This is a genomic window from Aggregatilinea sp. (assembly GCF_036822615.1).
Taxonomy (GTDB): Bacteria; Chloroflexota; Anaerolineae; order Aggregatilineales; family Aggregatilineaceae; genus Aggregatilinea.
The window spans coordinates 60,196-84,830 of sequence record NZ_DAISHJ010000013.1 but is presented as its reverse complement, the minus strand read 5'-3'; the positions used below and the strand labels follow the sequence as shown (position 1 = coordinate 84,830).

The 24,635-nt window shown below is 62.7% G+C and carries 22 protein-coding genes; 8 read left to right on the top strand and 14 right to left on the bottom strand.

All coding sequences use genetic code 11. From position 1 onward, the window contains the following. Window positions 1-383 precede the first annotated feature (383 nt). Both V7116_RS06830 and V7116_RS06825 read left to right on the top strand, forming a co-directional pair. The gene (locus tag V7116_RS06830; protein WP_324391146.1) at window positions 384-1,598 is read left to right on the top strand and encodes a M28 family peptidase; all 1,215 of its coding nucleotides are present in this window, start codon (window positions 384-386) and stop codon (window positions 1,596-1,598) included. Between the two features lie 118 nt (window positions 1,599-1,716). Beyond that, window positions 1,717-2,061 carry a hypothetical protein gene (locus V7116_RS06825; RefSeq protein ID WP_324391145.1) on the top strand — a complete coding sequence of 115 codons (345 nt, stop codon included), beginning with the start codon at window positions 1,717-1,719 and terminating at the stop codon, window positions 2,059-2,061. Between the two features lie 82 nt (window positions 2,062-2,143). Here V7116_RS06825 and V7116_RS06820 read toward each other — a convergent pair whose 3' ends face one another. From V7116_RS06820 to metG, 7 genes are all read right to left on the bottom strand, one after another. Beyond that, window positions 2,144-2,464, bottom strand: a complete 321-nt coding sequence (locus V7116_RS06820) for a hypothetical protein (RefSeq protein WP_324391144.1) — start codon at window positions 2,462-2,464, stop codon at window positions 2,144-2,146. A gap of 13 nt (window positions 2,465-2,477) precedes the next feature. Beyond that, window positions 2,478-2,693, bottom strand: coding sequence for a DUF5989 family protein (locus V7116_RS06815; protein WP_324391143.1), 216 nt, complete (start codon window positions 2,691-2,693; stop codon window positions 2,478-2,480). Between the two features lie 15 nt (window positions 2,694-2,708). Further along, on the bottom strand, window positions 2,709-4,493 hold the full coding sequence (locus tag V7116_RS06810) for a carbamoyltransferase family protein (RefSeq protein ID WP_324391142.1): 1,785 nt from the start codon (window positions 4,491-4,493) through the stop codon (window positions 2,709-2,711). A gap of 1 nt (window position 4,494) precedes the next feature. Next, the gene (locus V7116_RS06805; RefSeq protein ID WP_324391141.1) at window positions 4,495-4,725 is read right to left on the bottom strand and encodes a hypothetical protein; all 231 of its coding nucleotides are present in this window, start codon (window positions 4,723-4,725) and stop codon (window positions 4,495-4,497) included. A gap of 213 nt (window positions 4,726-4,938) precedes the next feature. Beyond that, a complete protein-coding gene (locus V7116_RS06800) occupies window positions 4,939-5,316 on the bottom strand; it encodes a nuclear transport factor 2 family protein (RefSeq protein WP_324391140.1) in 378 nt (125 codons plus the stop codon). Window positions 5,317-5,339: 23 nt separating this feature from the next. Then, window positions 5,340-6,704 carry an ArnT family glycosyltransferase gene (locus V7116_RS06795; protein WP_324391139.1) on the bottom strand — a complete coding sequence of 455 codons (1,365 nt, stop codon included), beginning with the start codon at window positions 6,702-6,704 and terminating at the stop codon, window positions 5,340-5,342. A 167-nt stretch (window positions 6,705-6,871) separates the two neighbouring features. Next, window positions 6,872-8,671: a methionine--tRNA ligase gene (metG, locus tag V7116_RS06790; protein ID WP_324391138.1), complete on the bottom strand. Its 1,800-nt coding sequence runs from the start codon at window positions 8,669-8,671 to the stop codon at window positions 6,872-6,874. 343 nt (window positions 8,672-9,014) lie between these two features. Between metG and V7116_RS06785 the strand changes: the two genes are divergently transcribed. Beyond that, a complete protein-coding gene (locus V7116_RS06785; protein WP_324391137.1) occupies window positions 9,015-9,248 on the top strand; it encodes a hypothetical protein in 234 nt (77 codons plus the stop codon). A gap of 112 nt (window positions 9,249-9,360) precedes the next feature. Here the strand turns inward: V7116_RS06785 and V7116_RS06780 are convergent, their stop codons facing one another. The 4 genes from V7116_RS06780 to V7116_RS06765 form a co-directional block, all read right to left on the bottom strand. Further along, window positions 9,361-10,698, bottom strand: a complete 1,338-nt coding sequence (locus tag V7116_RS06780; RefSeq protein WP_324391136.1) for an MFS transporter — start codon at window positions 10,696-10,698, stop codon at window positions 9,361-9,363. 164 nt (window positions 10,699-10,862) lie between these two features. Further along, a complete protein-coding gene (locus tag V7116_RS06775) occupies window positions 10,863-11,477 on the bottom strand; it encodes a class I SAM-dependent methyltransferase (RefSeq protein WP_324391135.1) in 615 nt (204 codons plus the stop codon). 77 nt (window positions 11,478-11,554) lie between these two features. Beyond that, the gene (gene dnaN / locus V7116_RS06770; RefSeq protein WP_324391134.1) at window positions 11,555-12,697 is read right to left on the bottom strand and encodes a DNA polymerase III subunit beta; all 1,143 of its coding nucleotides are present in this window, start codon (window positions 12,695-12,697) and stop codon (window positions 11,555-11,557) included. Between the two features lie 102 nt (window positions 12,698-12,799). After that, on the bottom strand, window positions 12,800-13,651 hold the full coding sequence (locus V7116_RS06765) for a hypothetical protein (protein ID WP_324391133.1): 852 nt from the start codon (window positions 13,649-13,651) through the stop codon (window positions 12,800-12,802). Between the two features lie 369 nt (window positions 13,652-14,020). Between V7116_RS06765 and V7116_RS06760 the strand changes: the two genes are divergently transcribed. Continuing rightward, entirely contained in the window at window positions 14,021-15,292 is a 1,272-nt protein-coding gene (locus V7116_RS06760) for a bacterial transcriptional activator domain-containing protein (protein ID WP_324391132.1), read from the top strand. A 162-nt stretch (window positions 15,293-15,454) separates the two neighbouring features. Here the strand turns inward: V7116_RS06760 and V7116_RS06755 are convergent, their stop codons facing one another. The 3 genes from V7116_RS06755 to V7116_RS06745 all read right to left on the bottom strand — a co-directional run bounded on the left by V7116_RS06755 (window position 15,455) and on the right by V7116_RS06745 (window position 18,321). Then, entirely contained in the window at window positions 15,455-16,318 is an 864-nt protein-coding gene (locus tag V7116_RS06755) for an ABC transporter permease (protein WP_324391131.1), read from the bottom strand. Window positions 16,319-16,503: 185 nt separating this feature from the next. Continuing rightward, the gene (gene modA / locus V7116_RS06750; protein WP_324391130.1) at window positions 16,504-17,775 is read right to left on the bottom strand and encodes a molybdate ABC transporter substrate-binding protein; all 1,272 of its coding nucleotides are present in this window, start codon (window positions 17,773-17,775) and stop codon (window positions 16,504-16,506) included. 3 nt (window positions 17,776-17,778) lie between these two features. Beyond that, window positions 17,779-18,321 (bottom strand): PadR family transcriptional regulator, encoded by a 543-nt coding sequence (locus V7116_RS06745; protein ID WP_324391129.1) that lies wholly within the window; start codon window positions 18,319-18,321, stop codon window positions 17,779-17,781. Window positions 18,322-18,472: 151 nt separating this feature from the next. On the opposite strand from V7116_RS06745, the gene V7116_RS06740 reads away from it, so the two are divergent. The 4 genes from V7116_RS06740 to dnaA all read left to right on the top strand — a co-directional run bounded on the left by V7116_RS06740 (window position 18,473) and on the right by dnaA (window position 23,794). Then, window positions 18,473-19,066 (top strand): M48 family metallopeptidase, encoded by a 594-nt coding sequence (locus tag V7116_RS06740; RefSeq protein WP_324391128.1) that lies wholly within the window; start codon window positions 18,473-18,475, stop codon window positions 19,064-19,066. Window positions 19,067-19,538: 472 nt separating this feature from the next. Beyond that, window positions 19,539-20,702 (top strand): pyridoxal phosphate-dependent aminotransferase, encoded by a 1,164-nt coding sequence (locus V7116_RS06735; protein WP_324391127.1) that lies wholly within the window; start codon window positions 19,539-19,541, stop codon window positions 20,700-20,702. 235 nt (window positions 20,703-20,937) lie between these two features. Continuing rightward, window positions 20,938-21,561 (top strand): hypothetical protein, encoded by a 624-nt coding sequence (locus tag V7116_RS06730; protein WP_324391126.1) that lies wholly within the window; start codon window positions 20,938-20,940, stop codon window positions 21,559-21,561. 652 nt (window positions 21,562-22,213) lie between these two features. Continuing rightward, the gene (dnaA, locus tag V7116_RS06725; protein WP_324391125.1) at window positions 22,214-23,794 is read left to right on the top strand and encodes a chromosomal replication initiator protein DnaA; all 1,581 of its coding nucleotides are present in this window, start codon (window positions 22,214-22,216) and stop codon (window positions 23,792-23,794) included. Window positions 23,795-24,635 lie beyond the last annotated feature (841 nt).

Sequence of the window (24,635 nt, the reverse complement as noted above, 5' to 3'; positions counted from 1 at the left end):
GGCTGAGGGGGCGACAGTAACTTTTTCGCAGCGCGTCGCACATGCTTCTAGGGCATGTCTTGAGCGAGAGACTGCGAGATTCGGAAGAGACAGCGCGCGCTTCGTTAGCTATCTCTTCCCTCAGCAGAATCTAGTGTCGCCCCCTCAGCTCCGCTTGCGTGGGGGAAGGGGCCAGGGGATGGGGGGCCATTACGGCGATAACTGGATTCAACAGCTTGCTCTCAAGGACGCAGAGCACAGCCTCTCGCCGCTTTTGCCTTCACTAACCACTGAAAACTAACGACTGACAACTGTTCTCTGTGCCATTTTGCGCTAACTGCGGCATACTTGACGTGTACGGTGCTGGTCTGAGTGACGCATATCCCAACGGTGAGACAGGTATGATGGACCCCAATTTACCGAAGGAACTGAGCGCGGACATGTTGATGGACACCATCCGCGCGCTGAGCGTGAAAATCGGTCCGAGACGCCCCGGCAGTCAGGCCGAGCGCGACGCCGCGCAGGCCGTGCAGGACGCGATCCGATCGATGGGCAAGGAATGGGATCTGATCAACCAGCCGGTGCGCACCATCAGCGGATTCCGCTACCGCATCCTGCCGCTGGCGCTCGGCAACGGCTTGAGCCTCGTGTGGGGACTTAGCAAGCGGCGGCGCAATCAGGTCATCGGCGGGCTGGCGTCCGTGGGGATCAGCGTGCTCAGCCGGGACGCTTTCCTGCTGCGGCCCGCGCCCTGGCAAGACTGGCTGGCGCGCGGAGCATCGCAAAACGTCATCGTGCGCATCCCGCCGCGCGGTCCGGTCCGGCGGCGGATCGTGTTCGTCGCACATCTGGATTCGGCGCATCACCGCGTCACCGCCGATCCGCGACTCGTCCGCCATATGCCGCGCACGTTGGGCGGCGTCACGGTGGCGGCCCTGGTCGGCGGCGTGCTGACGGCGCTCGCGGGCCGCCAACAGCGCTGGCGCACCCTGCGCACCCTGCTCGCGGCGCTCTCGTTCGGGGAAGCGGCGCTGGCGATCGCGGACGAACTCGGCCCGACTGTCGCCGGGGCAAATGGCAACGCGTCCGGCGTTTCCGCCCTGCTCGGACTCGCCGCCGCCCTGCAAGTGCATCCCGCCGACGCGACCGAAGTCGTGCTGGCCTTCACCTCATCCGCGACCGCCGTCGCCACCGGCGCGGATATGCTGGCAACCGCCTACGGCAAGGAATGGGCCGACGCGTTATGGGTCGTGGTCAGCAATGTCGGCGCGGGCGAGCTGTGCTGGATCACGCAGCACGGCATCAGCCCCTACGCACACTATTACCCCGCACCTGAAGCCGTCGCGGTCATGGAGCACGCCGCCGATGCCCGCCCCGATCTGGGGCTGATGGGCAAGCCGATGATCACGCTCGATGAAGTCGCCATCCTGCGCGACCGCGATCTGCGCGCCATTGCGCTTTCCGGCTACGAACGCGTGAGCGGCTTCGTGCCGCAGTGGGGCCAGAACAGCGACACCATCCACGAGATCGATCCGGCCACGCTCGAACGCGCCGCGCACACGGTCTGGACCATCACGCAGGTGGTCGATCAGGCGGAAAGTTGGCCGCTGGCGCGCTAAGCCGCCCGTCTCCGGCATCCAACCGGATTGCCCCCAAAGCGGTGACCTGTTACACTCTGGGAACATCCTGCAGGGGGTCGCAATTCCGCGGACACACAGGTCAGGAGACACGTTACCAATGAGCGATCAAAAGACGCCGCAAGAGCCGGACTGGTTGGACGAGTTTGAGGATCTGGCGAATGAGGAACTGGTCGATGGCTCGGCCTGCGATCAGGTTCACCCGATTGTTGCTGCGTGGTATGAAGAAATTATGGCAGGCGATCCGCCCACCTCGCGCGATGCCGTCTGGCAGGCGATGCAGTGCCTGACGACCGAAGTGCTCGACGACATCCCGCAAGAGCTGGCCGCCGCGCTGGCCGATCTCGATTTGAACGACGTGTTGGAAGAGTGGATCACCGAGCTGCTGCTGGTCGGGCGCGCCTTCCAGATGGCGCTGGACAACGGGCGTCTGGACGATCTGTAAAAGCGCGCTGGCCGAAAAAACGAAAATACAAAGAGCCGGGCACTGCTGCGCCCGGCTCTGATGTTTAAACGGCATGGGGTGCTCAGTCGGTCAGAACCGGGCGATCCGGGGGCGGAGCCGCCGCCCCGCGCTCAATGCTAGCTTCCAACAGCAAACACAGCCCCGTCAGGGCCAGCAGCCCGAGCCCGGTCCCGAACAGAACCAGGAACTTCAGGCCCAGCACTATCCCGAGAATGATAAACGGCAGCACGCTCATCATCGCCGCACAGGCCAGGTAGTGAAACGTCTGGGCGACTGCGCCGCCCCGTACCGGCTGCTTTTTATTGGAGTCCTGGGCGATCTTGACGCCCAACGCCAATCCAACCATCACGCCGAACAGCAGAGCCAGTAGCCAGTTTCCCATACTTGTTTCTCTCCTAGAACAGCGTGTAGATCAGGGGGCCACCGCCACCTGCCGTCCCAAGCGCAATCAACACTGCAAACACAAGCAGCGCAATGATCATCGGGATGAGCCACCACATCTTCGCGGCCCACAGAAAAGCAAACAGTTCACCCACAATGCCCAGGCGGGTCTTGAGGCCGCTGAGCTTGCCGGGACGCTGAGTCGTGTTGATCGAGGGTTGTTGGGACATGCTCATTCTCCGCTGTTACAACTTTTTGCCGACCAGGAACGGACCCATCATCAGCCAGTCGATGCCGCTGTTGCTGAAGGTCCACCAGGCATTGGCGGGTGTGCTGACGATTGGTTCGCCGCGAAGGTTAAAGGATGTGTTCATCAAAATGGGCACGCCCGTCGCCTCCCCGAAGCGCCGCACTAATTCATAATAGCGCGGGTTCGTCTCATAGTCGATGGTTTGCAGGCGACCGGTGCCACCTTCGTGGGTGGTTGCCTTCGCCACGTCGAGCTTATCATCGAAGATCGGGCTGACGGCCAGCATAAAACGGGCCAGCGGATCCGTCTCCACCTTGGGATAATCGAAGAATTCCGGCGCGCGGTCGGCCAGCACAACCGGCGCGAACGGGCGGAACGGCTCGCGGAACTTGATCTTCGTGTTAACGATGTCCTTCATTTCGGCGCTGCGCGGGTCCGCGATAATGCTGCGGTTGCCCAGCGCGCGCGGCCCCCACTCGAACCGGCCCTGGTACAGACCGATCACGCGCTGGTCGAGGATCTCGTTCACCACGCGGTCGAGCAGTTGGTCGTCGTTGTCGAAGCACTCGTAGGGGATGCCCTCGGCGTCGAGGAAGGCTTTGATCTCGCCCTCGCTGTATTCTTCGCCGTAGTAAGCATTCGTCATGACGAGCTTGCGCGGCTGGTTCAGCACGAGGTGATAGGCCCACAGCGCCGCACCCAGCGCGCCGCCATCGTCGCCCGCGGCGGGCTGAATATACACGTCCTCGAACGGCGTCTGCGCCAGCACCTTGAAGTTCGCCACGCTGTTCAGCGCCACACCGCCCGCCATCACCAGCCGCTTGGAGCCGGTTTTTTCGTAGGCGGCGTTCGCCATCGCCAGCATCGCTTCTTCGGTGACCGCCTGGACGCTGGCCGCGATGTCGGCGTAATACTGGTTGCGCTCCATCGCCTCTTTTTCGCCCGCGCGATGCGGCGCGCTCTTGGCCGTGAAGAAGTCCTCGTCGTGGACGCGCGGCTTACCGAACAGGTCGGTGAACTTGCTGTTGAAGCTGTTGTTGGCCGAATAGTGATAGGCGAAGTAGTCCATGTTCAGGTAGAAGCTGCCGTCAGAATTGATCGTGATCAGCTTCTTGACCCTGTCGACGTACTTTGGCTCCCCGTAAGGCGCCATGCCCATCACCTTATACTCGCCGCTGTTGACCGTAAAGCCCAAGAAGGCCGTAAACGCCGAGTAGAACAGGCCGATGGAGTGCGGGAACTTCTGTTCCCAGAACAGGTTGATCGCGTTCTGGCCCTGGCCGTTCCAGTTGGCCGTCGCGTAACCCATCGTGGTCGTGGTCCATTCGCCCACCCCGTCGATCGTCAGCACGGCGGCGTCCTCGAACGGAGAGGTGAAAAACGCGCTGGCCGCGTGCGACATGTGGTGATCGCAGAACAGGATCTTGTCGGGCGAAATGTTCAGCTCGTGCTGGATCAGGCTCTTGATCCACATCTTTTCGCTGACATAGGCCGTCACGGCCTCGCGCCAGAAGTCCCACGAGCGGGGGAAGGTGCTCAGCGAGGTTTGCAGGATGCGCCCCACCTTGACCATGGGTTTCTCGTAGAACACCACGTAGTCGAGGTCCGCGCCCTGAATGCCCGCGCGCTTCAGGCAGAACTGGATCGCTTCCGAGGGGAATCCGTTGTCGTGCTTCTTGCGGGTGAAGCGCTCCTCCATCGAGGCCGCGACGAGATCCCCGTCGCGCAGCAGCGCCGCCGCCGCATCGTGGTAAAAACAGGAGATGCCCAGGATATCCATGCTAGAACTGCCTCCGCGCATCGTCGAGAGTGGTCCCCACCGGCGTGCGATCCAGCCAGCGGGTATCAGCTTTACGCAGGTGCAGCGGATCGCTAGCCAAGCGCACCGCAAGCGCAAACGGGACGAAGATGGTGAAGTAAAAAAGTACTGCGATGAGCCGCCCCTGGAAGTCTGCGTAGGCCTGGCCTACGATGTCCCAGCGTTTCCGGGCGATTTGTAGAATTTCAGACAAAAGGATACCCCCCTCGTCCCTCACTTCGGCGCTCGACTACACCAAAATTTGTGGGGATTATACTGAGCGACAACGGACTGTCAACGGTACTAAAGCGGGACCTGAGAGCCATTGCGGTTACAAAACCGTATACTGCGCGGCACAAGCGGCACGATCGAGCGTGAAAACGATCCTTACTATTGTCGATTTTTACCAAATCAAAGCGGCCCGCGCTCACATCCGCTCGACCCACTGCGCGCGCCACTCCGGCGCGGGGTATGGATCGGGCCAATATTCGCGCACGTGCACGATTTTGCCACCGGCCAGCGTAAAAAACGAGATCGCGGTGTACTGCTCGTCGCCGTCTCTAACCTGCGTCTCGGTCACCACTTCATCCGCGCAGACGAGAATCCGCTGGATGGTGCAGCGCCACTGCCCCGGATAGTGCTTGTTGACGGCGACGAAATTCTCGCGCCCGCGAATACGCTCGCCAGACTGCGGCCACTCGCACACGAAGTCGTCGTGCAGCAGCGCTCCGGCGGCGTCAAAGTCGAAGCGATCGAACGCGTCCCACAGCGCCTCGACGATCTGGAGGTGGGCAAGCTCGCTCATGGCAGCCTCCTTGTGATAGGCTCTCACCACGTGGGCAGGTTCGGCACGATGTACGTTTCGAGCGCGTACAGTGCGAACAGCCCCAACGCGGCGATCGCCAGCAGCGGGATGAGTGTCAACGCCGGGATCCGAGCCGCCAGCGGTGCGACCCAGCCGTACAGCCCGATCCCGACCAGCAGCGCCAGCGGGATCAGCGCGGGATACAGGTAGCGGCCCTGGAACTGCACGAAGTCCAGGTTGTAGAGCAGGTACGCGGCCAGCACCAGCGCGACCGCCGCCGCGAACAGAACCAGCGCGTCGCGCTGCGGCCCGTCCAGGTTGCGCGGCCAGCGCGCGTAGATCGTGAACAGCAGCGCGCCCACCAGCACGGCGAGGGTGAAGATCAGGAAGACCCTGTACACCCAGTCCGGCATGACCAGCGCCATCCACCCGAACTGGCCCCAAAAACTGTGGAAGGTCGTTTCGGCGTAATTTTCGAGGTAAACGCGCGTGCTGCCGCCGTACATCGTGTCGATGTACTCGTCCGTGCGCGGCTGCCCGACCGTCACCTCGTCGTGGCGATCCAACCCGAAGAAATCCGTGCCGCCGTACACGCTCAGGTTGCGCCCCCACCAGATCCCGCCGATCAGCAGCGCGGGCATGATCACGGCGGCCAGATGCGCCGACGCGCGTCCCAGCGACCAGCGCTCGCGCCACCAGCGCAGCAGCACCGCCAGCACCGCGATCCCCGCGACGTAATAGATCGTGGTCTTGGTGAACAGCGCCGCGCCCGCCAGCAGTCCCAGCACCAGCGGGCTGATGTGTTTCGGCGGCTCGACGGCCTCGGGATCGGTGGTGTTGCCCAGGTAAATCACGCAGGCCAGCAGCATCAGCGCAACGATCAATTCCGCCGCCGGGTCGTTGCTGACGCTGCCCAGAATCGCCAGATGCTGCGGCAGAAACGCCATGAAGCCCGCTCCGGTCAGCGCGACCACCGGCCAGTGTGGGAGCAGCAGGCGCAGCGTCGCCCACGCCGTGACGATCACGCCCGCGCCGATCAGCACCGAAAACAGCCGCATCGCGGTCAGGTCGCCGTCCGTCGCCAGATATACCGGCACGTCGAGCGCGTAGGCCAGCGGCGGCTGGTGATCCTCGTATTGCAGCGTGTCGAGCCGGTCCAGCAGCGCGGGATCGAAGCCCGTCGCGCGCAGCTCATCGAGGTAGTCCTGCTGCCAGTCGCCCATTTCCAGCACCGGCAGATCGCCGTCTGCCAGCTGCGCGACGTAGTTATAGTGGGCGGGTTCGTCGGGAGCCTGCCAGTCGGGGGTGCGCAGCGCATACAGCGCCGCCAGCACGAGGTAGGCCATCACGATCAGGGACAGGGCGGCAGCTTCGGTACGTTTGATCACGGGGCGATCTCCTGGCGGGGTAGAAGATCAAAAACGGGGCGGGTTTGAAACCCGCCCCTACGATGTCCACTTTTCGGGGCGCTTTGGGTTACCGGCAGTCTGCGCGCTGTAGGGGCAGGTTTATAACCTGCCCTGTTCTTTCGTACCCGCATCTCGCCCCGCATGGCCTACGCCTTCCCGGTCAGGCCCGCGACCTCGCGCGGCTGGCCCAGGCGCGCCCGCTCCTGCTCGACCACTTCCGGTTCCAGCTTACGGAACAGCGGCTCCGGCTTGCGCAGCGCCTGCCCAACGGGCAGATCGCCGCGTTCCCAGCGCCCGATGGCCTGCGAGTTGTCGATGATCAGCGCCTCGTGCGACCGCTCGGATTCCTCGCACGTGACGATCTTCTGTTCCCCGAACAACTGGCCGTCGTAGCCCAGGAACTCGTGCACGCGCTGCGAGCTGAACGGCACGAACGGCGCGAGCAGCGTCTTCAGGTTGTCGATGCAGCGCAGCGCAGTGTAGATCGTCGTCGCAGCAGACTGCTTGTCCTGCTTGACCACCTTGAACCACGGTGCGTAATCGAGATACGCGTTCACCTCGCGTGCCAGGGCCATCGCTTCGGCCAGCGCGTCGCGCAGCTTGACCGCGTCCAGCAGCGCGCCGACCGTCTCGAACCCGGCTTCGGTCTTGGCGATGATCTCGCGGTCGAAGTCGCGCAGTTCGCCCGGCTCCGGCACGGTGCCGTCGAAGTGCTTGGCCGCGAAGCTCAGCACGCGGTTGACCAGATTGCCCCACGCGGCCAACAGCTCCGTATTGTTGCGCATCACGAAGCCTTCCCAGCTCCAGTCGGAGTCGCGGGTTTCGGGCAGCGTCGTGGCGATGTAGTAGCGGATCTGGTCCGGCGCGTAGCGCTCCAGAATGTCGGGCATCCACACCGCCCAGTTGCGGCTCTTGGAGAACTGTTTACCCTCGATGTTCATGAACTCGTTGGCGGGCACATCGTAGGGCAGGTTGATGTGGCCGTCGCCCTCGTCCGCGTACAGCCCGTCGATGCCGGTCAGTTCGGCAGGCCAGATGATCGTGTGGAACTCGATGTTGTCCTTGCCGATGAAGTTGTACAGCTTGGCGTCCGGGTTATACCACCACTGCTTCCAGGCGTCGGGCTGGCCGGTGTTTTTGGCCCACTCGATGCTAGCCGTGAGATACCCCATGACCGCCTCGAACCAGACGTACATGCGCTTGGTTTCCCAGCCTTCCAGCGGGATGGGGATGCCCCACTCGATGTCGCGCGTGATGGGGCGCGGGCGCAGATCCTTCGCCTTGTTCTGCGACACCTTGAGCACGTTATCGCGCCAGTGCTCCTTGCCGCTGCCGAGGTACGTTTCCAGCGCGTCGATGAAATCGTTCAGCGCCAGGAAATAATGTTCCGTTTCGCGCACGACCGGGATGCTGCCGTCGATCTTGCTGCGCGGGTTGATCAGGTCGAGCGCGTCCAGCAGCGATCCGCAGTTGTCGCACTGGTCGCCGCGTGCCGGTTCGAAGCCGCACACCGGACACTTGCCCTCGACGTAGCGATCCGGCAAAAAGCGTTTTTCCGTCTCGCTGTAGAGCATCCGCTGCGTTTCGCGGTGCAGGTGGCCGCGTTCCAGCAGCAGCAGGAAGATATCCTGCGCGACGCGGTAGTGATTTTCCGTGTCGGTATGCGTGAACAGGTCGTAGCTGATGCCCATCCGCTTCTGCGTTTCGAGGAAGCGGTGATGGTAATACTCGAAGACTTCGCGCGGCGTGATGCCGAGCTTGTCCGCCTCGACGGTAATAGGCGTGCCGTGCGCGTCCGAACCGCTGACGGCCAGCACCGTGTTGCCCTTCATACGCTGGTAGCGCGCGAAGATGTCGGCGGGCAGATAGCACCCGGCGAAGTGACCGGCGTGCATATCGCCGTTGGCATAGGGCCAGGCAAGCGAAACGTGGATGAACTCTGGCATGGGTGTCCTCTTCCGTTACTGCTAGGGTCCCGTGGACCTCGAAACATTGTAGCAAGGGCGCGTCAGGCGTACCAAATAAAAAACCGCCGAAGATCCTTCGACGGTTGGCTTGCCGTGGCAGTGGATGGCCGGGCCGCTAGCGCAGCGCAGCAGGCCATCGCCGGAGAGAATCCGGCCACGGCAAGCGCGGCATGCGCATCAGGGTGCGCCCGGAGGTATCAAACAGCGCGTTCATACCGTTAACTATAAGGGGTTGGGCGGTCAGTGTCAACGGCGGACAGTCATAACATTGTATAAGTATAATATTCATCGGATTGAAGTCACTTATGAGGAGTCCGGCACAATGAATTTTCAAGAGCTATTCTGGCAAGCTTTGAACGAACAGGACCCCGTATCTGCACTGCGACAGATGCTGATTGATCTGCGCGCACAAGGCATCGAAAAAGAGGCCCTGCTCAAAGAACTTTACGCTTTCCGTCAGGTAGCAGCTAGCAGGAGTGAAGAAGACGAAGATAACGTACTAGACGTGATGGATTTTTTAGTAGGCTTTTGCAGCTCACATATGCGGATTGACTGAGCGATTGTTTTCTCGTAGGGGCGGAGCAAGCTCCGCCCGTCTTTGCTCCCAAAGACCGATACACACTCCGCCCCTACGAACGCCATTCCGCCACAGCCCGCGGGACACGACCTCACACGGCGGGCACCTCAACCGCTTCGATGCTCCCCGCCGCAGCCGCCGCCCCCACATAATCCGGCAGATCCGTTTCCAGCCGCCGCACGGGCGCATAGACCAGCACCAGCGCCGTCGCCGCCAGGATCAGCAGCCCGGCCCCGATCAGCAGCAGGCCCATGCCCGCACCCTCGCCGCGACCCACCAGCGGCGCGACCGCATCCCACGCCGGGCGGCTTACCGCCGGGGTCAGCACGTCGTCCACCAGCGCCCCCGTGATCAGAAACGAGAACGGCGTCATCAACATGAACATCTGCCCCGTCACGGCGAACACGCGCCCCTGCAAATCGGGCGGCGTCTTGGCTTGCAGCACGGACGAAAACAGCGCGCCGTTGAGCGGCAGCGGGAACAGCACCAGGAACAGCGCCGCGCCCAGCAAAACCGGATGCCGCACCACGCCCAGCAGCAGGAACACCCCGCCGAGCGCCACGTAGCCCGCCAAAATGATCCGCATCCGCTGTCGTACGCTGCCCACCAGCGCGATCGTGCCCGCCCCGGCCAGCGCGCCGAAGCTCATTGCGCCCAGCAGCATGCCCGCCGTGGATTCGCTGCCCGTCACGCTGACGGTATACGGCAGCGCCAGTTCCAGCGGCCCGTTGATCACGAAGTCGATGAATGCGATGTAGATCACCGCGACCAGCAGCGCACGCCGCGAGAGCAGATAGCGCCAGCCGCCGAGCATCTCGCGCCAGAAGCTCCCGCCGAGATCGTCGCTTTCCGCCGAGCGATCCGGTCGCGGGATGTGCAGCCGCGCCACCACCGCGACCGCCGTCACGAACGTCAACAGGTCGAACGCGATCACGCCGCTGACGCCCACCACGCTGTACAGCAGCCCGGCGAACACAGGCGCGACGACGCCCGCCAACGGAAAGCCCATCTCGTTCAGGCCGTTCGCGCGGTCGCGCAGCGCATCGGGCACCAGCATGGTGATCGCGGCGCTGCTGGCCGGGCCTTGAATCGTGCCGAAGACGCCCTGCACCAACATGGCGACGTAGAGATGCCACAGCTCGAACGTCCCCGTAACGAACGTGACCAACAGCAGCAGCGTCCCCGCGGCCTGCCCCGCGTCGCCCAGCATGATCACGTAGCGCCGGTCCCAGCGATCCGCCAGCAGCCCGGTGAACGTGCCACCGACCATGCCCGGCAGTTCCGCGAAGAATGCCGCGATCAGCAGCGGAGCGGTGTTGCCGGTGTCGTCGAACACTTTGAAGCCGACCGCTATGCCGGTCATGCGGCTGCCGATCAGCGAGAAGATTTGCGTGGCGACCAGAACGTAAAAGGTGCGCAGACGGGTCATGGCGGCGCGGCTCTTGGATAGGGACCGGTGAAGCTACAGCGATCCAGGGCGTAAAAAACCCGGCGCAGGCCGGGCGTGCACCCTCACAAAAACAGGGCAGTGTGTTCAGTATATTGAAGACCCGCCCGCGCGGTCAAGATGGCAGGTGCGGGCGGGCGTACCGCTTATCGCGCGTCCGGCTTGCGGCCCACGGTCAGCCGGATGCTGTGGAACGCCCCGAACTCCCTGCACTCCACCACCTCAAGGCCCGCCGCCTGCATCAACGCAGCCTCGTCGCGCATCACGTCGCCGAACCGGGTCCACATGCGCGCCAGGAACAGCGCCGCCCGGTTGCGATCGGCTGGCTCGCACGCGTCCACCAGCGCAAGCACTCCGCCGGGCCGCAAAATCCGCGCCATCTCTTTCATGGCGGCCTGACCATCCGGCACGGCGCTGAACACAAACGTCAGGACGACGCCGTCCACCGTCTCCGCCGCGAACGGGAGCCGCAGCACGTTGCCCCGCGCGAGGCAAGGTCTCCGGTTGGCACGGCGGAGACGCCCCGCAGCGCGGCGAAGCATGGCGGGCGACAGGTCCAGGCCCACCGCCAGCGGCACGCGCGCCGCGATCTCGGTCAGCAGCACGCCGGGACCGGGCCCCACCTCCAGCACGATCCCCGACGCGGGCAGCCAGGGCAGAACCGCTTCGGTATACCGCCGCCACATGGGAAAGAGCCGCATCGCCGGGGCATAAAACGGCGCGAGACGGTCGTAGAGTTTTTGGTACCGGTCCGTGTCCATCCTGCCCTCACGATCAAAAACGTCCGGCCTGTTTCAAGCCGGACGTTTACCAAACTCACCGTGCACGCGGAGCGCGTTTAGCGCCCCGTGGACATGGGCATGATCACGTGGATGAAGTCATCGCGCCCGGCGGGACGCACCACGCCCGGCGCGGTCGGGCCGCTGGTTTCCAGCACGACCTGTTCCTCACGGATCACGCTCAGCACGTCGATCAGGTAGCGGATGTTGAACGCGATTTCCACGCCGTGCCCCTCGACCGACGCATCGACCGGGGCCTCGGCGTCGCCTTTTTCCTGCGACCGCCCGGCCACGATCACGCGGCCCGGCAGTGTGTTCGAGTCGCTCGGCTCGACCACGATGCGCGCCGTATTGGCCGAATCTTTGGCGAATACCTCAGAGCTGCGGCACGCGGCCAGCAGTTCTTTGGTATAAGCGAGAGTCGCGGTTTCGTAGCGGCGCGGGATGATCGCTTCGTAGTCGGGAAACTTGCCTTCGATGAGCTGCGAGATCAGCACGACGCTGCCCAGGCTGAACATCACCTGCCCGCGCGCGTCGGGGAAGGCGATCAGCACTTCCTCGTCCTCGTCAGTGATGATGCGGCTCAGTTCTTGCAGCGTGCGCGCCGGGATGATCATCGGCTCGACGCTGCGCCCGCCGATGCCCAGTTCCAGCTCGATGGTACGCACTGCCAGCCGGTAGCCGTCGGCGGCGGCCAGCGTGAGCGTTTCGCCCTCAAAGCGCGCCAGAATACCGGTCAGGATCGGGCGGTTGTCTTCCTTCGCGGCGGCGAAGACGACCTGATCGATCATCTCCTTGAACGCCTGCGCCGGGACCGACAGCGCGCGATCCGTGTCGAAATCGGGCATCAGCGGGAACTCGCCCGCTTCCATGCCCTTGATGTTGGCCGTCTTGCCCGCGCAGTCCAGGTGCAGGGTCAGCGAACGCGGATCGAGGTCCATGTCCACGCGCTCCGGCGGCAGCGTGCCGACCAGTTCTTGCAGCGTGCGCGCGGGAATGGTCACCTCGCCTGATGTATCGACCTTCGCCCCAATCCAGCAGGTGATCCCTAACTCAAGGTTGGTCGCGGAAAGCTGGAGCCGCGCTTCCTCGGTCTTGATCATAACGTTGGCGAGAATGGGAAGCGTCGGGCGCGATTGCACGGCACGCCCTACGATGCTCAGGCCCTTGGCTAAGTTCTCTTGCAAAACGGAGACGCGCATACACTTCTCCCGTGGAAGGATCTCCCTGTGGAAGACGCAGGTGAATTTTTAAGTGGGTATTGAGCGTAATTATACCGTTCCCCTTGCTTGAGGCCAAGTCCCCTAGCAGCCGTTCGGAATCGAGATATTCGGCAGATCCTGCAGCGCGCCCGCGTCCAGTTCGTAGCGCATCTTCAGCGTGCCCGAAACGGGTTTTTCCGCCCACAAAATCCGCACGTTTTCGACCACCAGCCGCAGGTCGTACGTCATCACCGCGTTGTAGTCCGGCGCGATCCACAGGTCCGGCGTCATGCTGACGCTGCTGCCCTCTTCCTGGTGCACGGCAGGCAGCCGGGCGTCTTCCGGCGCAAAGGTATAGTTCCACGACTCGATGCCCGCAATCTCGTGGTGGAAGCCGTTCGGCACGGCGCCGCGCACCCCGCCGATGATCTGCCCCGCCGACAGGTCCGCGATGATCGACGCGCTGTCGCCGCCCGCCGTACAGACCCCGTTGGTATCGACCGTGTAATAGTCGTTGCTCAGGCGCACGCCTTCCAGGCGGCGGCCCGCCGCGTCCGGTGAGAGCGCCGCGCCACGCACCTGGAGCGTGACCCGCCGCGCCTCTCCCAGCTCGTTCGACCACACGTCGATCTCGAAGTCGCCGCTGGCCGGATCGCCAGACTCGACAAACGTGCCGCTGAAGCTGCCCGTGATGCGATAGGCCCACCCTTCAAGATCGGTCAAATTTGCGTCGATCGGATCGAAGTTCACCTCGCCAAACCCGGCGGGCGGGGCATTCTGGGTGAGAAACAGCGCCGTCGGTAGTGTATCAATCTGGGCGACGGTTGGGACCGGCGGCTCCTCCACGGGCAGGCAGGCCGCCAGCCCGGATAGGACTACCCCAAGCAGGATCGTCACCGGCTGCCATCGCTTCCGGCGGTGTGTTGGTGTGTAGGGGCGAAGCGTTACACTCAAGTCGAGCCTCCAGGTTGGCGCGAGTTTCAGATCAGATATTAGGAAAAGATGAATACCAGAAAAGAAAAATAACCTCTGATCAACAAATCCTACCCTGAAGCAAGCGTATTACGACGACTTTTGTATTAGAATTACCTTCAAAGTTTGACATTATATCCTTGAATAGCGATAATACGTCGCTAAATGAAGAAGAAGCAAACTGAACATAAGCAGTATCACTCGATACAACTCTCCTAGTGTGGGTAAGCGGAATAGATGGGGCTGGAGCATCCGGCGGCGGGGACGAGAGAGTCTGTCCGCGTTGAGAAGCTTATGTGTCTGTGTGTCTTCATCACAGCACGGTAGAGTAGCAAATAAAAGGATGCCAGCATGTCAACACCCATAGTAGAACAGGTCGCAGAGACGACCCTGCGCGATTTCGAATCGAAACTGCGCGACAAACCACTCGTCATTCTCTATCCTCGGCACCGTGGCCGCAACGCCCTCGTGGCGCTGCTGCTCCAGCAGTACAATCAGGACATCGTCTACTACACCCTCTCCGAAGATGATACCACCCTCCAGACCTGGTTAAAGCATATCATCGGTGATATCTTCCCCCAAGGGTTCGACAGCCAGACGCTCAACGCGATCAGTTCGCGCGCGCACCCGGACGAATTGGCTGTCGCATTCGCTGCCGACCTGGGTAGTCTGCGCTCCGAACGCTACGTACTGCTATTGGACGCATTCGACCGGCTCGGTTCGACCGGCCCAATGGATCCGTTCATCCGTTCGCTGCCCGACGTCATGCCGGGTAATGTCCAGATTGTCATCAGCGCGCGCCTTATGGATCTTCAGCCTTGGAACGACCTGATCAACGAGGGTCAGGCCGCTGTCGTGGGCAACGAAGAAGCATTGGGCGGCGGCATCTACGGTGAAGAAGGCGGTCGCGGCCAGCTTGAGGTCTTTGCACTGTCCGGCGGCCACGTCTATATCGACGGCCAGCCCGTCACCAGTTGGGATGGTTCACTCCCCCGCCATCTCTTCTACTACTTCGTCGATCATCCCATGGTGACCCGCGACGAGATCTTCAGCATTTTCTGGCCGAACATGTCGGTCAAAGAAGCGACCAACGTCTTCCACGTGACCAAGCGTAAGATCAGCGAGCGCCTGGGCTACGAGCTGACCAACTACTCCGGCGGTTTTTACGTCCACTCGCCGCGCCTGTCGGTGCACTACGACGTGCGCACCTTCGAGGAATCCGTGCAAGACGCGATCATCAACGAGGGCAGCGCCTCCGCCAACTGGTATCAGGCCGTGCAGCTCTACCGCGCGGACTACCTGCCGGGCGTTGAGACGTCGTGGGCCGAAGCGCGCCGCGCCGAACTGAAGCACAAGTACGCGCAGGCATTAATCGGCCTGGGCCGCTACCATCGCGGTCTGGGTGAGCTGGATCAGGCGCTGGGCTACCTGCTGCGCGCGCTGCGTGAAAAGCCCGACTGGGAAGATGTGCACCGCGACGTGATGCTCATCTACTACCAACAGGGCCGCCGCGACGAGGCCGCCTCGCAGTACCAACAGCTGACCCGGACGCTTCAGCAGGCCTTCGGCATCCAGCCGTCGCGCGATACGCGCAACCTCTACGAAGTGATCACCGCCGTCTAAGCGGAGATTCGTCGCAGTACAGCACACAGCGCCGCCCTGAACCCAGAGCGGCGCTGTTTTGTTCCGTCAAAATCCGCCCCTGCAAAACCTGTTGAGACGGGCTTGTCTCCCCTCTCCAACTTGATTGGAGAAGGGTCAGGGGTGAGGTTAATTCATGCCCCGCTACGCCACCCGCTGCTCGTCCTCGCGCGCCAGGAACAGCGTCGCCGTCAGGATCAGCGCCGCCAGTGCGATCAGAATCAGCGCCGTCCAGATCGCCGCGCCGATGTTGCGCTCGAAGATGTTGTAAATGAGCAGCGGCATCGTCTGCGTGCGGCCCTGCAAATTGCCCGCAAACAGGATCGTCGCGCCGAACTCGCCGAGCGCGCGCGCCCAACTCAACAGCGCGCCCGTGATCAGCGAGCGGCTTGCCAGCGGGATCGTGACGTACAGGAAGCGTGTCCAACTGCTCGCCCCGTCCACCATCGCCGCCTGCTCGACTTCCATATCCACCAGCCGGAAGCCGACCTCCGCCGAGCGAATGTAAAACGGCATGGCGACGAACGTCTGCGCGATGACCACCGCCGCGCTGGTGAATACGAGCTGAATGCCGAGGTCTTGCAACACCGGCCCCATCACGCCGCGCCGTCCGAACGTGATCAGCAGCGCCAGCCCGGCCACCGACGGCGGCAGCACGATCGGGAGCTGCACCAGCACGCCCACCAGCCGCTTGCCCCAAAATTTGCGCCGCGCCATCGCGTAGGCAAGCGGCGTGCCCAGCAGCAGCGTCAGCAGCATACTGACTGCCGTGGTCGTGAGGCTGAGCTGAATGGCCTGTACGATGGAACCTTCGGGGACGAGCTCCCAGGCGCGCTCGTCGATGCTGCGCCAGATCAACGACCCGATGGGCAGCGCGATCAGCAGCACGGCGCAGGCGCTCATGAGCAGAGTCAGCCCACGCCCTGTCCAGGACACGACCGCGCCGAAATCGCGCCAGAACGATACGAGGGAAAGCCTGCCTGGGGCTTTATAAACCTTTTCTGCCACCGGATCAACCTTACTGCGCTTGCGTTGTATGCCGCCGTGGGGTGGTTTTACCCGGGCATGGAACGAGCCAAACGCACAACCTCTTACAATAGCCGGAAAAGGATCGGCCAACAAGGCCCGAATCATAAAAGGCATGCTCTGGGAGCGAAGGGGGGATCGCCCCCAGAGCATGGGGGTGGGAAACGCTACCCGACGGGCGGCGCGTCGCGCAGGCTCAGGCTGACCAGATCGGTCACGGTCCGGCTGCCGCTCGCATCACCCGGCACGACCAACGTCAGGCTGGTTTCCGCGCCGTCCGCGTCGTAAGCAACCATGACCGGCTGCGCGCCGTAGTCCGGATCGATCTCGCCCCAGCTCACGACGACCTGATAGCCGCTCGCGCTGGTAGCGACGATGTACATGCTCAGCTTGTCGTTCTTCACGTCCGCGTTGAAGTTCACCTGCGCGTCGCTGAACAGGCTGGTCAGCAGCACGCCCGTGTACGTCGTGCTGACTTCCGCGCCGTCCGCGTCCGTGGTCGTCACGTCGGCGGTCGTCGCGCCGTAGGCCGCGCGCAGATCCTCGGCGGTCAGCGTCAGCGGGTTCACCACCTGACCCTCGACGTGCAGTGCGCCGTCGGTCGCCAGCGCGATCGTCGCGGGCTGTTCGGGGATGATGCTCGAAATGAAACCCCAGCCGGTCAGGATCGATTGGCCGCCCTCGGCTGCCAGCACGTAGTCCACGAACGCCTGCGCCAGTTCAGGCTCGGCGGGATTATCGGTCACGGCGATCGGGTAGGTGGCGACGGTATTGTACGCGTCCGGGATCGGCAGGATGATGACCTGATCCTTGATGTCCGGCGTGACGTCGGTCAGATAGACCGTGCCCGCGTCGGCTTCGCCCAGCGCGACCTTCGCCGACACCTGGCGCACGTTGTCTTCCTCAGACACGAGATTCGCCATCACCGCGCTGCGGTATTCCTCGCCATAGGCGGGATCGGCGACCATCTTTTCCAGCATCGTATCGGTGTAGTCGCGTACGGGCACGTCCGGCGCGGCCAGCACCAGCAGCACGCCGGGATTCGCCAGATCGCGCAGGGACTGGATGTTGGCAGGGTTATCGACGGGCACGATCAGCACCAGCCGGTTCTTGGCGAAGGTGCGAACGGGAGCCGTGATGCGGCCTGCGTCTTTGGCGACGGTCATCTGCTTGTTGTTCGCGCTGGCGAACACGTCCGCGGGTGCACCTTCGGAAAGCTGCACGGCCAGATCCGACGATCCGGCAAAGTTGAAGACCACATCGACGCCCTCGTGATCGGCTTCGAAGGCAGTGGCAATTTCCTCAAACGCGTTGGTCAGCGACGACGCGGCGAAGACCGTCAGCGTCTGGCTGTCCTGAGCGCGAACGTGAGTGCCCATGCTGGGCGTCACCAGCAGGGCGGCAATGAGCAAAACAGGCAGAATCCATCGCTTGAACATCTTTTACTCCTCTTCGGGGCGAACCAAAGGCACTACTTCGCAGCGGTCGATCCACTGCAAGACGGCATGAAGCTGGGCGATCATGAACTCCAATGCCAGGTAACCCACGCCCGGCAGGGCCTGTTCTTCCTGCACCTGGAGCATCTTAAGCTGGTGTTCGCAGGCGGCTTTTTGCGCGCGTACGATGGGGATCGTCGGGATATTCAGCAGCCGGGCAATGTAGAGACGGCTGAGGAACTCGATCCGCACCCGCCGCACGCTGGCCGAGGGACGGCTGTCGTGCAGCCACAGGTCGAGCGCGTCCCGCCCCGCTTCGGTGAGGTGATACTCCGTGCGGGTCGGCGCGTCCGGGACCTGGACCGGAACCCCCGTGATGAACTCCTGTTGCTCCAGGCGTTTCAGCACGGCGTAAAGCTGGCTGGTGCTCATGTTCCAGACGCGGCCCAATTCGTCGGGATCGTGAAACACTTCCAGCAGTTGGTAGCCGTGACAGGGCTGGACGGCGAGCAGGCCAAGCAAGACGGGTTCAGGCGTTGGTTGGTTCATACCCCCTATTCTATTCTGGAATAGGGGGTCGGCAAAGGTGCAAATTGGCATCTCCTATCGGAGCCATTCATCCTGCATGTGCTTCCAAAAGAGTTGGCGCATATAATTCTGCTGCCGTAGAAGCGCATAATACGCCAATGACAGGGGAACTATGCCGAGGAAACCAGACGGAGATCACCCCCTTACCGAAGTGGTGCGCCGCGTGCCGGACGGACCCTACCAGCTTACGGTCACCCTCACGCGCGACAGGCGGCTGCGCACATCCGCGCGCTGGACGCTGCGCGGCGACACGATCGTGGTGCGCGTCCCGGCCTCGGTCCGCCGCGACCAGATCGATCGCCTGCTGGATGACATCATCGCCCAGGTGCTCAAACAGCGGGCGCGGGCGCGCCGCCAGCACGACGATGATCTCGACACGCGCGCGCAGGCGATCAACAAGCGTTACTTCGACGGCGAATTGTGCTGGCACACCATCCGCTGGGTGAGCAACATGACGCACCGGCTAGGAAGCTGCACGTCCGGCGGCGCGACGGATGGCGACATCCGCATCAGCGAGCGCATCCGCACATGGCCGGACTACGTGATCGACTACGTGATCGCGCACGAGCTGGTCCACCGCAAATACCCGCACCACGGCAGCGACTTTTGGGCCTATCTCGCCCGCTATCCCCACACGGAGCGGGCGCGGGGGTTCATCGAAGGGGTGGCCTATGGCGAGGGCGCCGATCCCGACAGCCTGATCTAGCAGTGCGCCAGGCGGGAATTGAAGGGCAAAACACGATCCGGCGGATGAGTTGTGTAGGGGCGTATTGCAATACGCCCCTACCGGGCGAGTTTGATGCAGTTCAATCAAATAATCCGGTCATCACCGCGACCTCACCCCCGGCCCCTCTCCAATCTGGGTTGGAGAGGGGAGACAGGCAGCGCCCAATGGGATTTTGTAGGGGCGGGTTTCTAACCCGCCCTGGTTTTCCGGATTTAAAAGTTAAAGAGCATGAAACCCGCCCCTCCAGAGGAATGGCAACCTGCCCCCACGATCCGTAGGGGCGGGGCTTGTTTCGCCCGCCGCTGCTCCGGACTCCCACGACCTTATATATAGACGCGCAGCGCGGAAGACCTGACCCCGGCCCGCATGATGGTTCCGTTGGTTCTACAGCGTGCCGGGAAAGCCTGTTATACTGAACGCCAAGAGCGGCGCGTAAGCCAGGAGTTCAGTTATGCGACAGTTTATAGCGGATCGTGTTCTTTCCGTCCCGCCGTCGGGCATCCGGCGGTTCTTCGACATCAGCGCGACCATGGACGACGTGATTTCGCTGGGCATTGGCGAGCCGGATTTCGTCACGCCTGCGCCCATCGTCCGGGCCGGGATCGCGTCCTTGCAGGCCGGGGATACGCACTACACCAGCAACAGCGGCACGGTCGAGCTGCGGCAGGCGATCTCGGACTACCTGAAGCGGCTGTACGGCATCGAGTACAACCCGGCGAACGAGATCCTGGTCACGGTCGGCGTGAGCGAAGCGCTCTACCTGATTATGACGGCCCTGCTCAACCCCGGCGACGAGGTGATCGTGCCCCAGCCGTGTTTTACCGCCTACACCGCCGAGGTCATGTTTGCGACCGGCGTCCCGGTGATCATCGACACGTCCCCCGCGCGGGACTTCCAGGTCACCGCGGCGGAAATCGAAGCGGCCATCACGCCCCGCACCAAGGCGATCCTGATCGGCTATCCCAATAATCCCACCGGCGCGATTATGTCCCGCGAGGCGCTGGCCGAGATCGCCGCCGTCGCAGAAAAACACGACCTGATCGTGATCTCCGACGAAATTTACGACCGGCTGATCTACAGCGGCTTCGAGCACACGCACTTCGCCACGCTGGACCACATGCGCGAGCGTACCATCGTGCTGGGCGGGTTCAGCAAGAGCCACGCCATGACCGGCTGGCGGCTGGGCTATGCCGTGGGTCCGGCCTGGCTGATCGACCCCATGCGCAAAATCCACCAGTACACGATCATGTCCGCGCCGACGACCGCGCAGATCGCTGTGGCGGAAATGCTGCCCAACGCCGAAGACGCCGTCGAGGAAATGCGCGTCGAATACGACCGTCGGCGCAAGCTCATCGTCTCCGGCTTCAACTCGCTGGGCCTGACCTGCTTCGAGCCGCGCGGCGCGTTTTACGCCTTCCCCAACATCGCGGCGGCGGGCATGGACGAGAACGAATTCGCTGAAACGCTGCTGATGGAAGAGAAGGTCGCGGTCGTGCCCGGCTCGGCGTTCGGGGCCAGCGGCGCGGGCTTCGTGCGCGCGTGTTACGCCACGTCTTACGACAAGATCGAAGAAGCACTGGAGCGCATTCACCGGTTCATGGAGCGCCACGGCTAGAAGCGTTCATACGCTTTTTGCGCGCGAGAATACGTTTCGCACTTGCCCACCGACCGCAATCTGTAGGGGCGGGTTTGTAACCCGCCCGGCTCTTTTCCAGAGTTACGCGGAGGAAGCGGCCAGGGAATGCGGGCTGTAAGTGCATGGCATATTCTCGCGCGCTTGCGTCACGGCGCGGTTGGGCACAAAATCGAGGGTATCACACGCCAAAAACATGGGTCAGGGGAGCAGGTCAGTGGATACCAGGAGTTACGATGAATTTTTGACGGGCATGGGCCAGATCCTCACCGAACGCATGCAGATTCAGGCCCGCCTGCAAGAAAAGCTCATTGAATTTACCGACCGGTTGTTCAGTGCCATCGAAACGGTGCTCGAAGATGCCCGCCAGCGAGATATCCCAGGCATGGGGAAATCGCGCCGGTTCGCCCATCCTGCGGGCGGAGGCCGGGAAGGTCTTCAGATCTATATTGGAGACTGGAGCGTGATCTTCGTACCCCTGCCGGGCTATGCGCGGCCCAACGCGCTTGACCAGGCCCGTATTCCCGGCGCGCAGTTCAAGGATCTGTGCGCGCGTATCGGCGTCTTTCTGACGGAGGAGCCCACCACCCGCGCGTTCTACGACTTCATCGTTTTCGCAGATGGCTCGTGGTTCGCGTGGGGATACGGGTGGCCCAAGCAGCAGGCGGATATCGAAAGCACCGACTTCACCACCCTGGCCGGGGAACTGCTCTACAGTTTCTCGCGCGACATCTTCCTGACGTGGACGCAGCGCACCGAAACCACGCTGGCCGCGTCGATGGACCCCAAACAGCGCACCTATCTGTTCGGGCTGCCCGGCGAAGATCGCCAGGGACTGTAAGCGCCCAGTCCACCGCACCATGCTGGTTTATGACGCCGGACCCAACCGGATCCGGCGTCATTCTTTGACTCGCCCCATTTGAAGGCGGGATAAACGGGTGAATCGCACATAGAATCCCAAACAACCGCAGCGTGATTCACATTTGGGGATGTTAAATGCCAACCTTAAAATTTCGGATTGGTCAAAAAATTTTAAGATTCAGATTCTGCTCCAAACGCTGATTCCGGCCCAAATCCGTAGATTTGGTGGCATTATGAGATGAGTCAACCTGTATCTGGCCATTACAGCGGCTAAGACTCAGTTTTTGAGACTCATCTTTCGAGCCATTGAGATTCACATGCGATGTCCCGTTTTTTTTGAACCTTAAAGAATTCAACCTTTTAAGGTTCGAAGCCTGAATCACATTGAGTTTTGCCCCCCGAGTCTGTTAAAATGATTTTACTTCAGTCAGGGGGACAGAAGACCTCAATGACCACGGGAAGCGGGAGCAGCTCGGCTCTCCATGGTTGAAACCCTTGACCTCGTTTTACCAACAGCAATTGGATATCAGCTCGACCCAGGATCAGATTGATTTTGTTCCGCCGGGGCCTTATTGCCCCGGACGGTAGCTCGCGCCTTGTCTCAACTGCGGATCTAAGGACAGTCCGGTAAAATGCTTAGCCCACGCGACGCCTGGCATGCCACACTCGGCCAACTAGAGCTTCAGCTCAACCGGGCCACGTTTGATACGTGGCTCAAGGGCGCGGAGCTGCTGGCCTACGAGGACGGCACGATGACCATCCGCGTGCGCCACGCCTACGCGAAGGACTGGCTGGAGCAGCATCTTTACCACCTTATTTCCCAGACTCTCAGCAATCTGATCGGGGAGCCGGTCCGCGTCAACTTTGTGGTCTACACCGCGGCGAAGCCCACCGTCGAGCGTAAAGCCGGGACGTTGTTTGAATCCCTGCCCGACGAAGATCGCGCCGCCGCCGTGCCGCAGGCCAAAGCCGCGGTCGCCGTCGCCGCAACAGCGGCCAGCGACAGCAGCGCGGAAGTGGATACCCTCGACAGTGCCCTCGCGCCGCGCGCAGCCCTCCACACCGCGCCGCGCCCCGATCCCGTGCCTTCAGCGCACCGGCCTGCCCGCACCGCCGAGTACGACCCGCGCGAGCGCCACACGACGCCCCAACCCGCCGCCGAGCGGTCCCTTAACGCGCGGCTGCCTTTCAACCGCCGCTGCACGTTCGAGTCGTTCGTCACCGGGCCGAGCAATCTGTTTGCACAGGCCGCGGCCAAAGCCGTCGCGGATGCGCCGGGCGATGCCTATAATCCGCTCACGCTCTACGGCGGCAGCGGACTGGGCAAGACACACCTGCTCAACGCCATCGGGCAGGCGTGCGAGGCTTCAGGCAAGCGCGTGGTGATGGTCACGGCGGAAATGTTCACCAACGATATGGTGGCCTCCATCCGCTCGCATACGATGGCCGAATTCCGTGATCGGTATCGCGGCGCGGACGTGCTGCTGGTGGACGATATCCAGTTCATCGCGGGCAAGACCAGCACCGAAGAAGAGTTCTACCACGTCTTCAACACGCTGATCAGCCAGAACAGCCAGATCGTCGTGACGTGCGGCGTGCACCCTCATACGCTAAGCACCCTGGACGAGCGCCTGCGCAGTCGCTTCGAGGGCGGTCTGCTGGCCGATGTCCAGCCGCCGGAAGAATCGACCCGGCTGGCGATCCTCAAGTCGAAAGCGTCGGCCCAGGGCATGCCGCTGCCGGACGATGTGGCACAAATCCTGGCCGAGCCGGAAACGCCCAACGTGCGCGAGCTTGAAGGACTGCTCACGCAGGTATTGGCCCGCACGCAGCTCACGAAGGAACCGCTCAACGCCGAGCTGGCCTATCGCGTTCTGGGCAAAGCGCAGGCCGTACGCCAGCCGTCGCACCCCTCGCAGCAGCGCAAAGGCACGGACATCAAGCAGGTGCTGGCCGCCACCGCGACCTTCCACCAGCTTTCCCTCGACGATCTGCTGGGCAAGGGCCGCTCCAAGGAAGTGGTCCGCGCGCGGCAGGTGGCGATGTATCTGGCCCGCGAAGAAACCGAAGCCTCGCTGCCCCAGATCGGGGAGGCGCTGGGCCGCAACCACAGCACCATCCTGCACGGCTACAAGAAGATCGCCAGCGAGATCGCGCTCGACGATACGCTGCGCCACGAACTGAGCGCCATCCGCCGCCAGTTGTACCAGTAGCCCCAACCCCACACCTCCCAACCGATTCCCCGTCCAGTCACCGCGCCGCTGCAGCGGCAGTTTTGTGCTGCACATCTACCCTTTCCCGAACCACCCCCCAGATCCCATGACCGTAGGGGCGGGGCTTGCTCCGCCGGGCTTTTCCCAATGGACAGGCTGCGTCCCTTCCAAATCCCGATCGGGCACTGCCCGCCCTCCCGCAACCACCCCAGATTGGAAAGGGGAGACGAGCGCCCTCTATCCGTAGGGGCGGGGCTTGCTCCGCCCGGCTTTTGCGCGGTTCCCGTTCCCTCCGCTTGCATTGGGTCAGGGGGACTGTCTCGCAAAACTGCACTATTCCACCCGCCCCCCACACACGCCGCCCGTTCACCGCCTGCCGCACCGGACCCTTCATCCACAGCCCCCACCGGATCAACGATCAGCGCCCCAATGCCCGCAAACACCGCGATTCCACGCCTTGTTGATAACCACCCACCACTTATCGACAGGCTGCGCGCCGCCGTTCGTTTTAACATTCGCGCGCCCATGTCCACTGCGCCGCCACATGCGGAGCATCCACGCGCCGTAATAACCACATCTGGCGGCCAGGACTGCCCACCGACGCCGCCCGTTCCCCGTCAATTTACCATCATCAGATCCGCCGTGCGCGCCGCCTGTGCACAGTCGCAGCCGGGCGTGCACAACGTGTCGAAAGCTGTGCACAGCGGCAGCACACCCAAAACGGGCCGGACCACAAATAGGATAGAACATCGGGTCGGCACCAGATGTTGGCGCGAACAAATGAGCGGAATTTTGCGCGATTTTGAGCCTGTTCATACTGTGGACAACTGTTCACAGTTAT

Bases quoted from the DNA above. Each gene is read 5' to 3' on its own strand.
- V7116_RS06830 (WP_324391146.1), top strand. From the start codon at position 384: ATGGACCCCAATTTACCGAAGGAACTGAGCGCGGACATGTTGATGGAC.
- V7116_RS06825 (WP_324391145.1), top strand. From the start codon at position 1,717: ATGAGCGATCAAAAGACGCCGCAAGAGCCGGACTGGTTGGACGAGTTT.
- V7116_RS06820 (WP_324391144.1), bottom strand. From the start codon at position 2,464: ATGGGAAACTGGCTACTGGCTCTGCTGTTCGGCGTGATGGTTGGATTG.
- V7116_RS06815 (WP_324391143.1), bottom strand. From the start codon at position 2,693: ATGTCCCAACAACCCTCGATCAACACGACTCAGCGTCCCGGCAAGCTC.
- V7116_RS06810 (WP_324391142.1), bottom strand. From the start codon at position 4,493: ATGGATATCCTGGGCATCTCCTGTTTTTACCACGATGCGGCGGCGGCG.
- V7116_RS06800 (WP_324391140.1), bottom strand. From the start codon at position 5,316: ATGAGCGAGCTTGCCCACCTCCAGATCGTCGAGGCGCTGTGGGACGCG.
- metG (WP_324391138.1), bottom strand. From the start codon at position 8,671: ATGCCAGAGTTCATCCACGTTTCGCTTGCCTGGCCCTATGCCAACGGC.
- V7116_RS06785 (WP_324391137.1), top strand. From the start codon at position 9,015: ATGAATTTTCAAGAGCTATTCTGGCAAGCTTTGAACGAACAGGACCCC.
- V7116_RS06780 (WP_324391136.1), bottom strand. From the start codon at position 10,698: ATGACCCGTCTGCGCACCTTTTACGTTCTGGTCGCCACGCAAATCTTC.
- V7116_RS06775 (WP_324391135.1), bottom strand. From the start codon at position 11,477: ATGGACACGGACCGGTACCAAAAACTCTACGACCGTCTCGCGCCGTTT.
- dnaN (WP_324391134.1), bottom strand. From the start codon at position 12,697: ATGCGCGTCTCCGTTTTGCAAGAGAACTTAGCCAAGGGCCTGAGCATC.
- V7116_RS06760 (WP_324391132.1), top strand. From the start codon at position 14,021: ATGTCAACACCCATAGTAGAACAGGTCGCAGAGACGACCCTGCGCGAT.
- modA (WP_324391130.1), bottom strand. From the start codon at position 17,775: ATGTTCAAGCGATGGATTCTGCCTGTTTTGCTCATTGCCGCCCTGCTG.
- V7116_RS06745 (WP_324391129.1), bottom strand. From the start codon at position 18,321: ATGAACCAACCAACGCCTGAACCCGTCTTGCTTGGCCTGCTCGCCGTC.
- V7116_RS06740 (WP_324391128.1), top strand. From the start codon at position 18,473: ATGCCGAGGAAACCAGACGGAGATCACCCCCTTACCGAAGTGGTGCGC.
- V7116_RS06735 (WP_324391127.1), top strand. From the start codon at position 19,539: ATGCGACAGTTTATAGCGGATCGTGTTCTTTCCGTCCCGCCGTCGGGC.
- dnaA (WP_324391125.1), top strand. From the start codon at position 22,214: ATGCTTAGCCCACGCGACGCCTGGCATGCCACACTCGGCCAACTAGAG.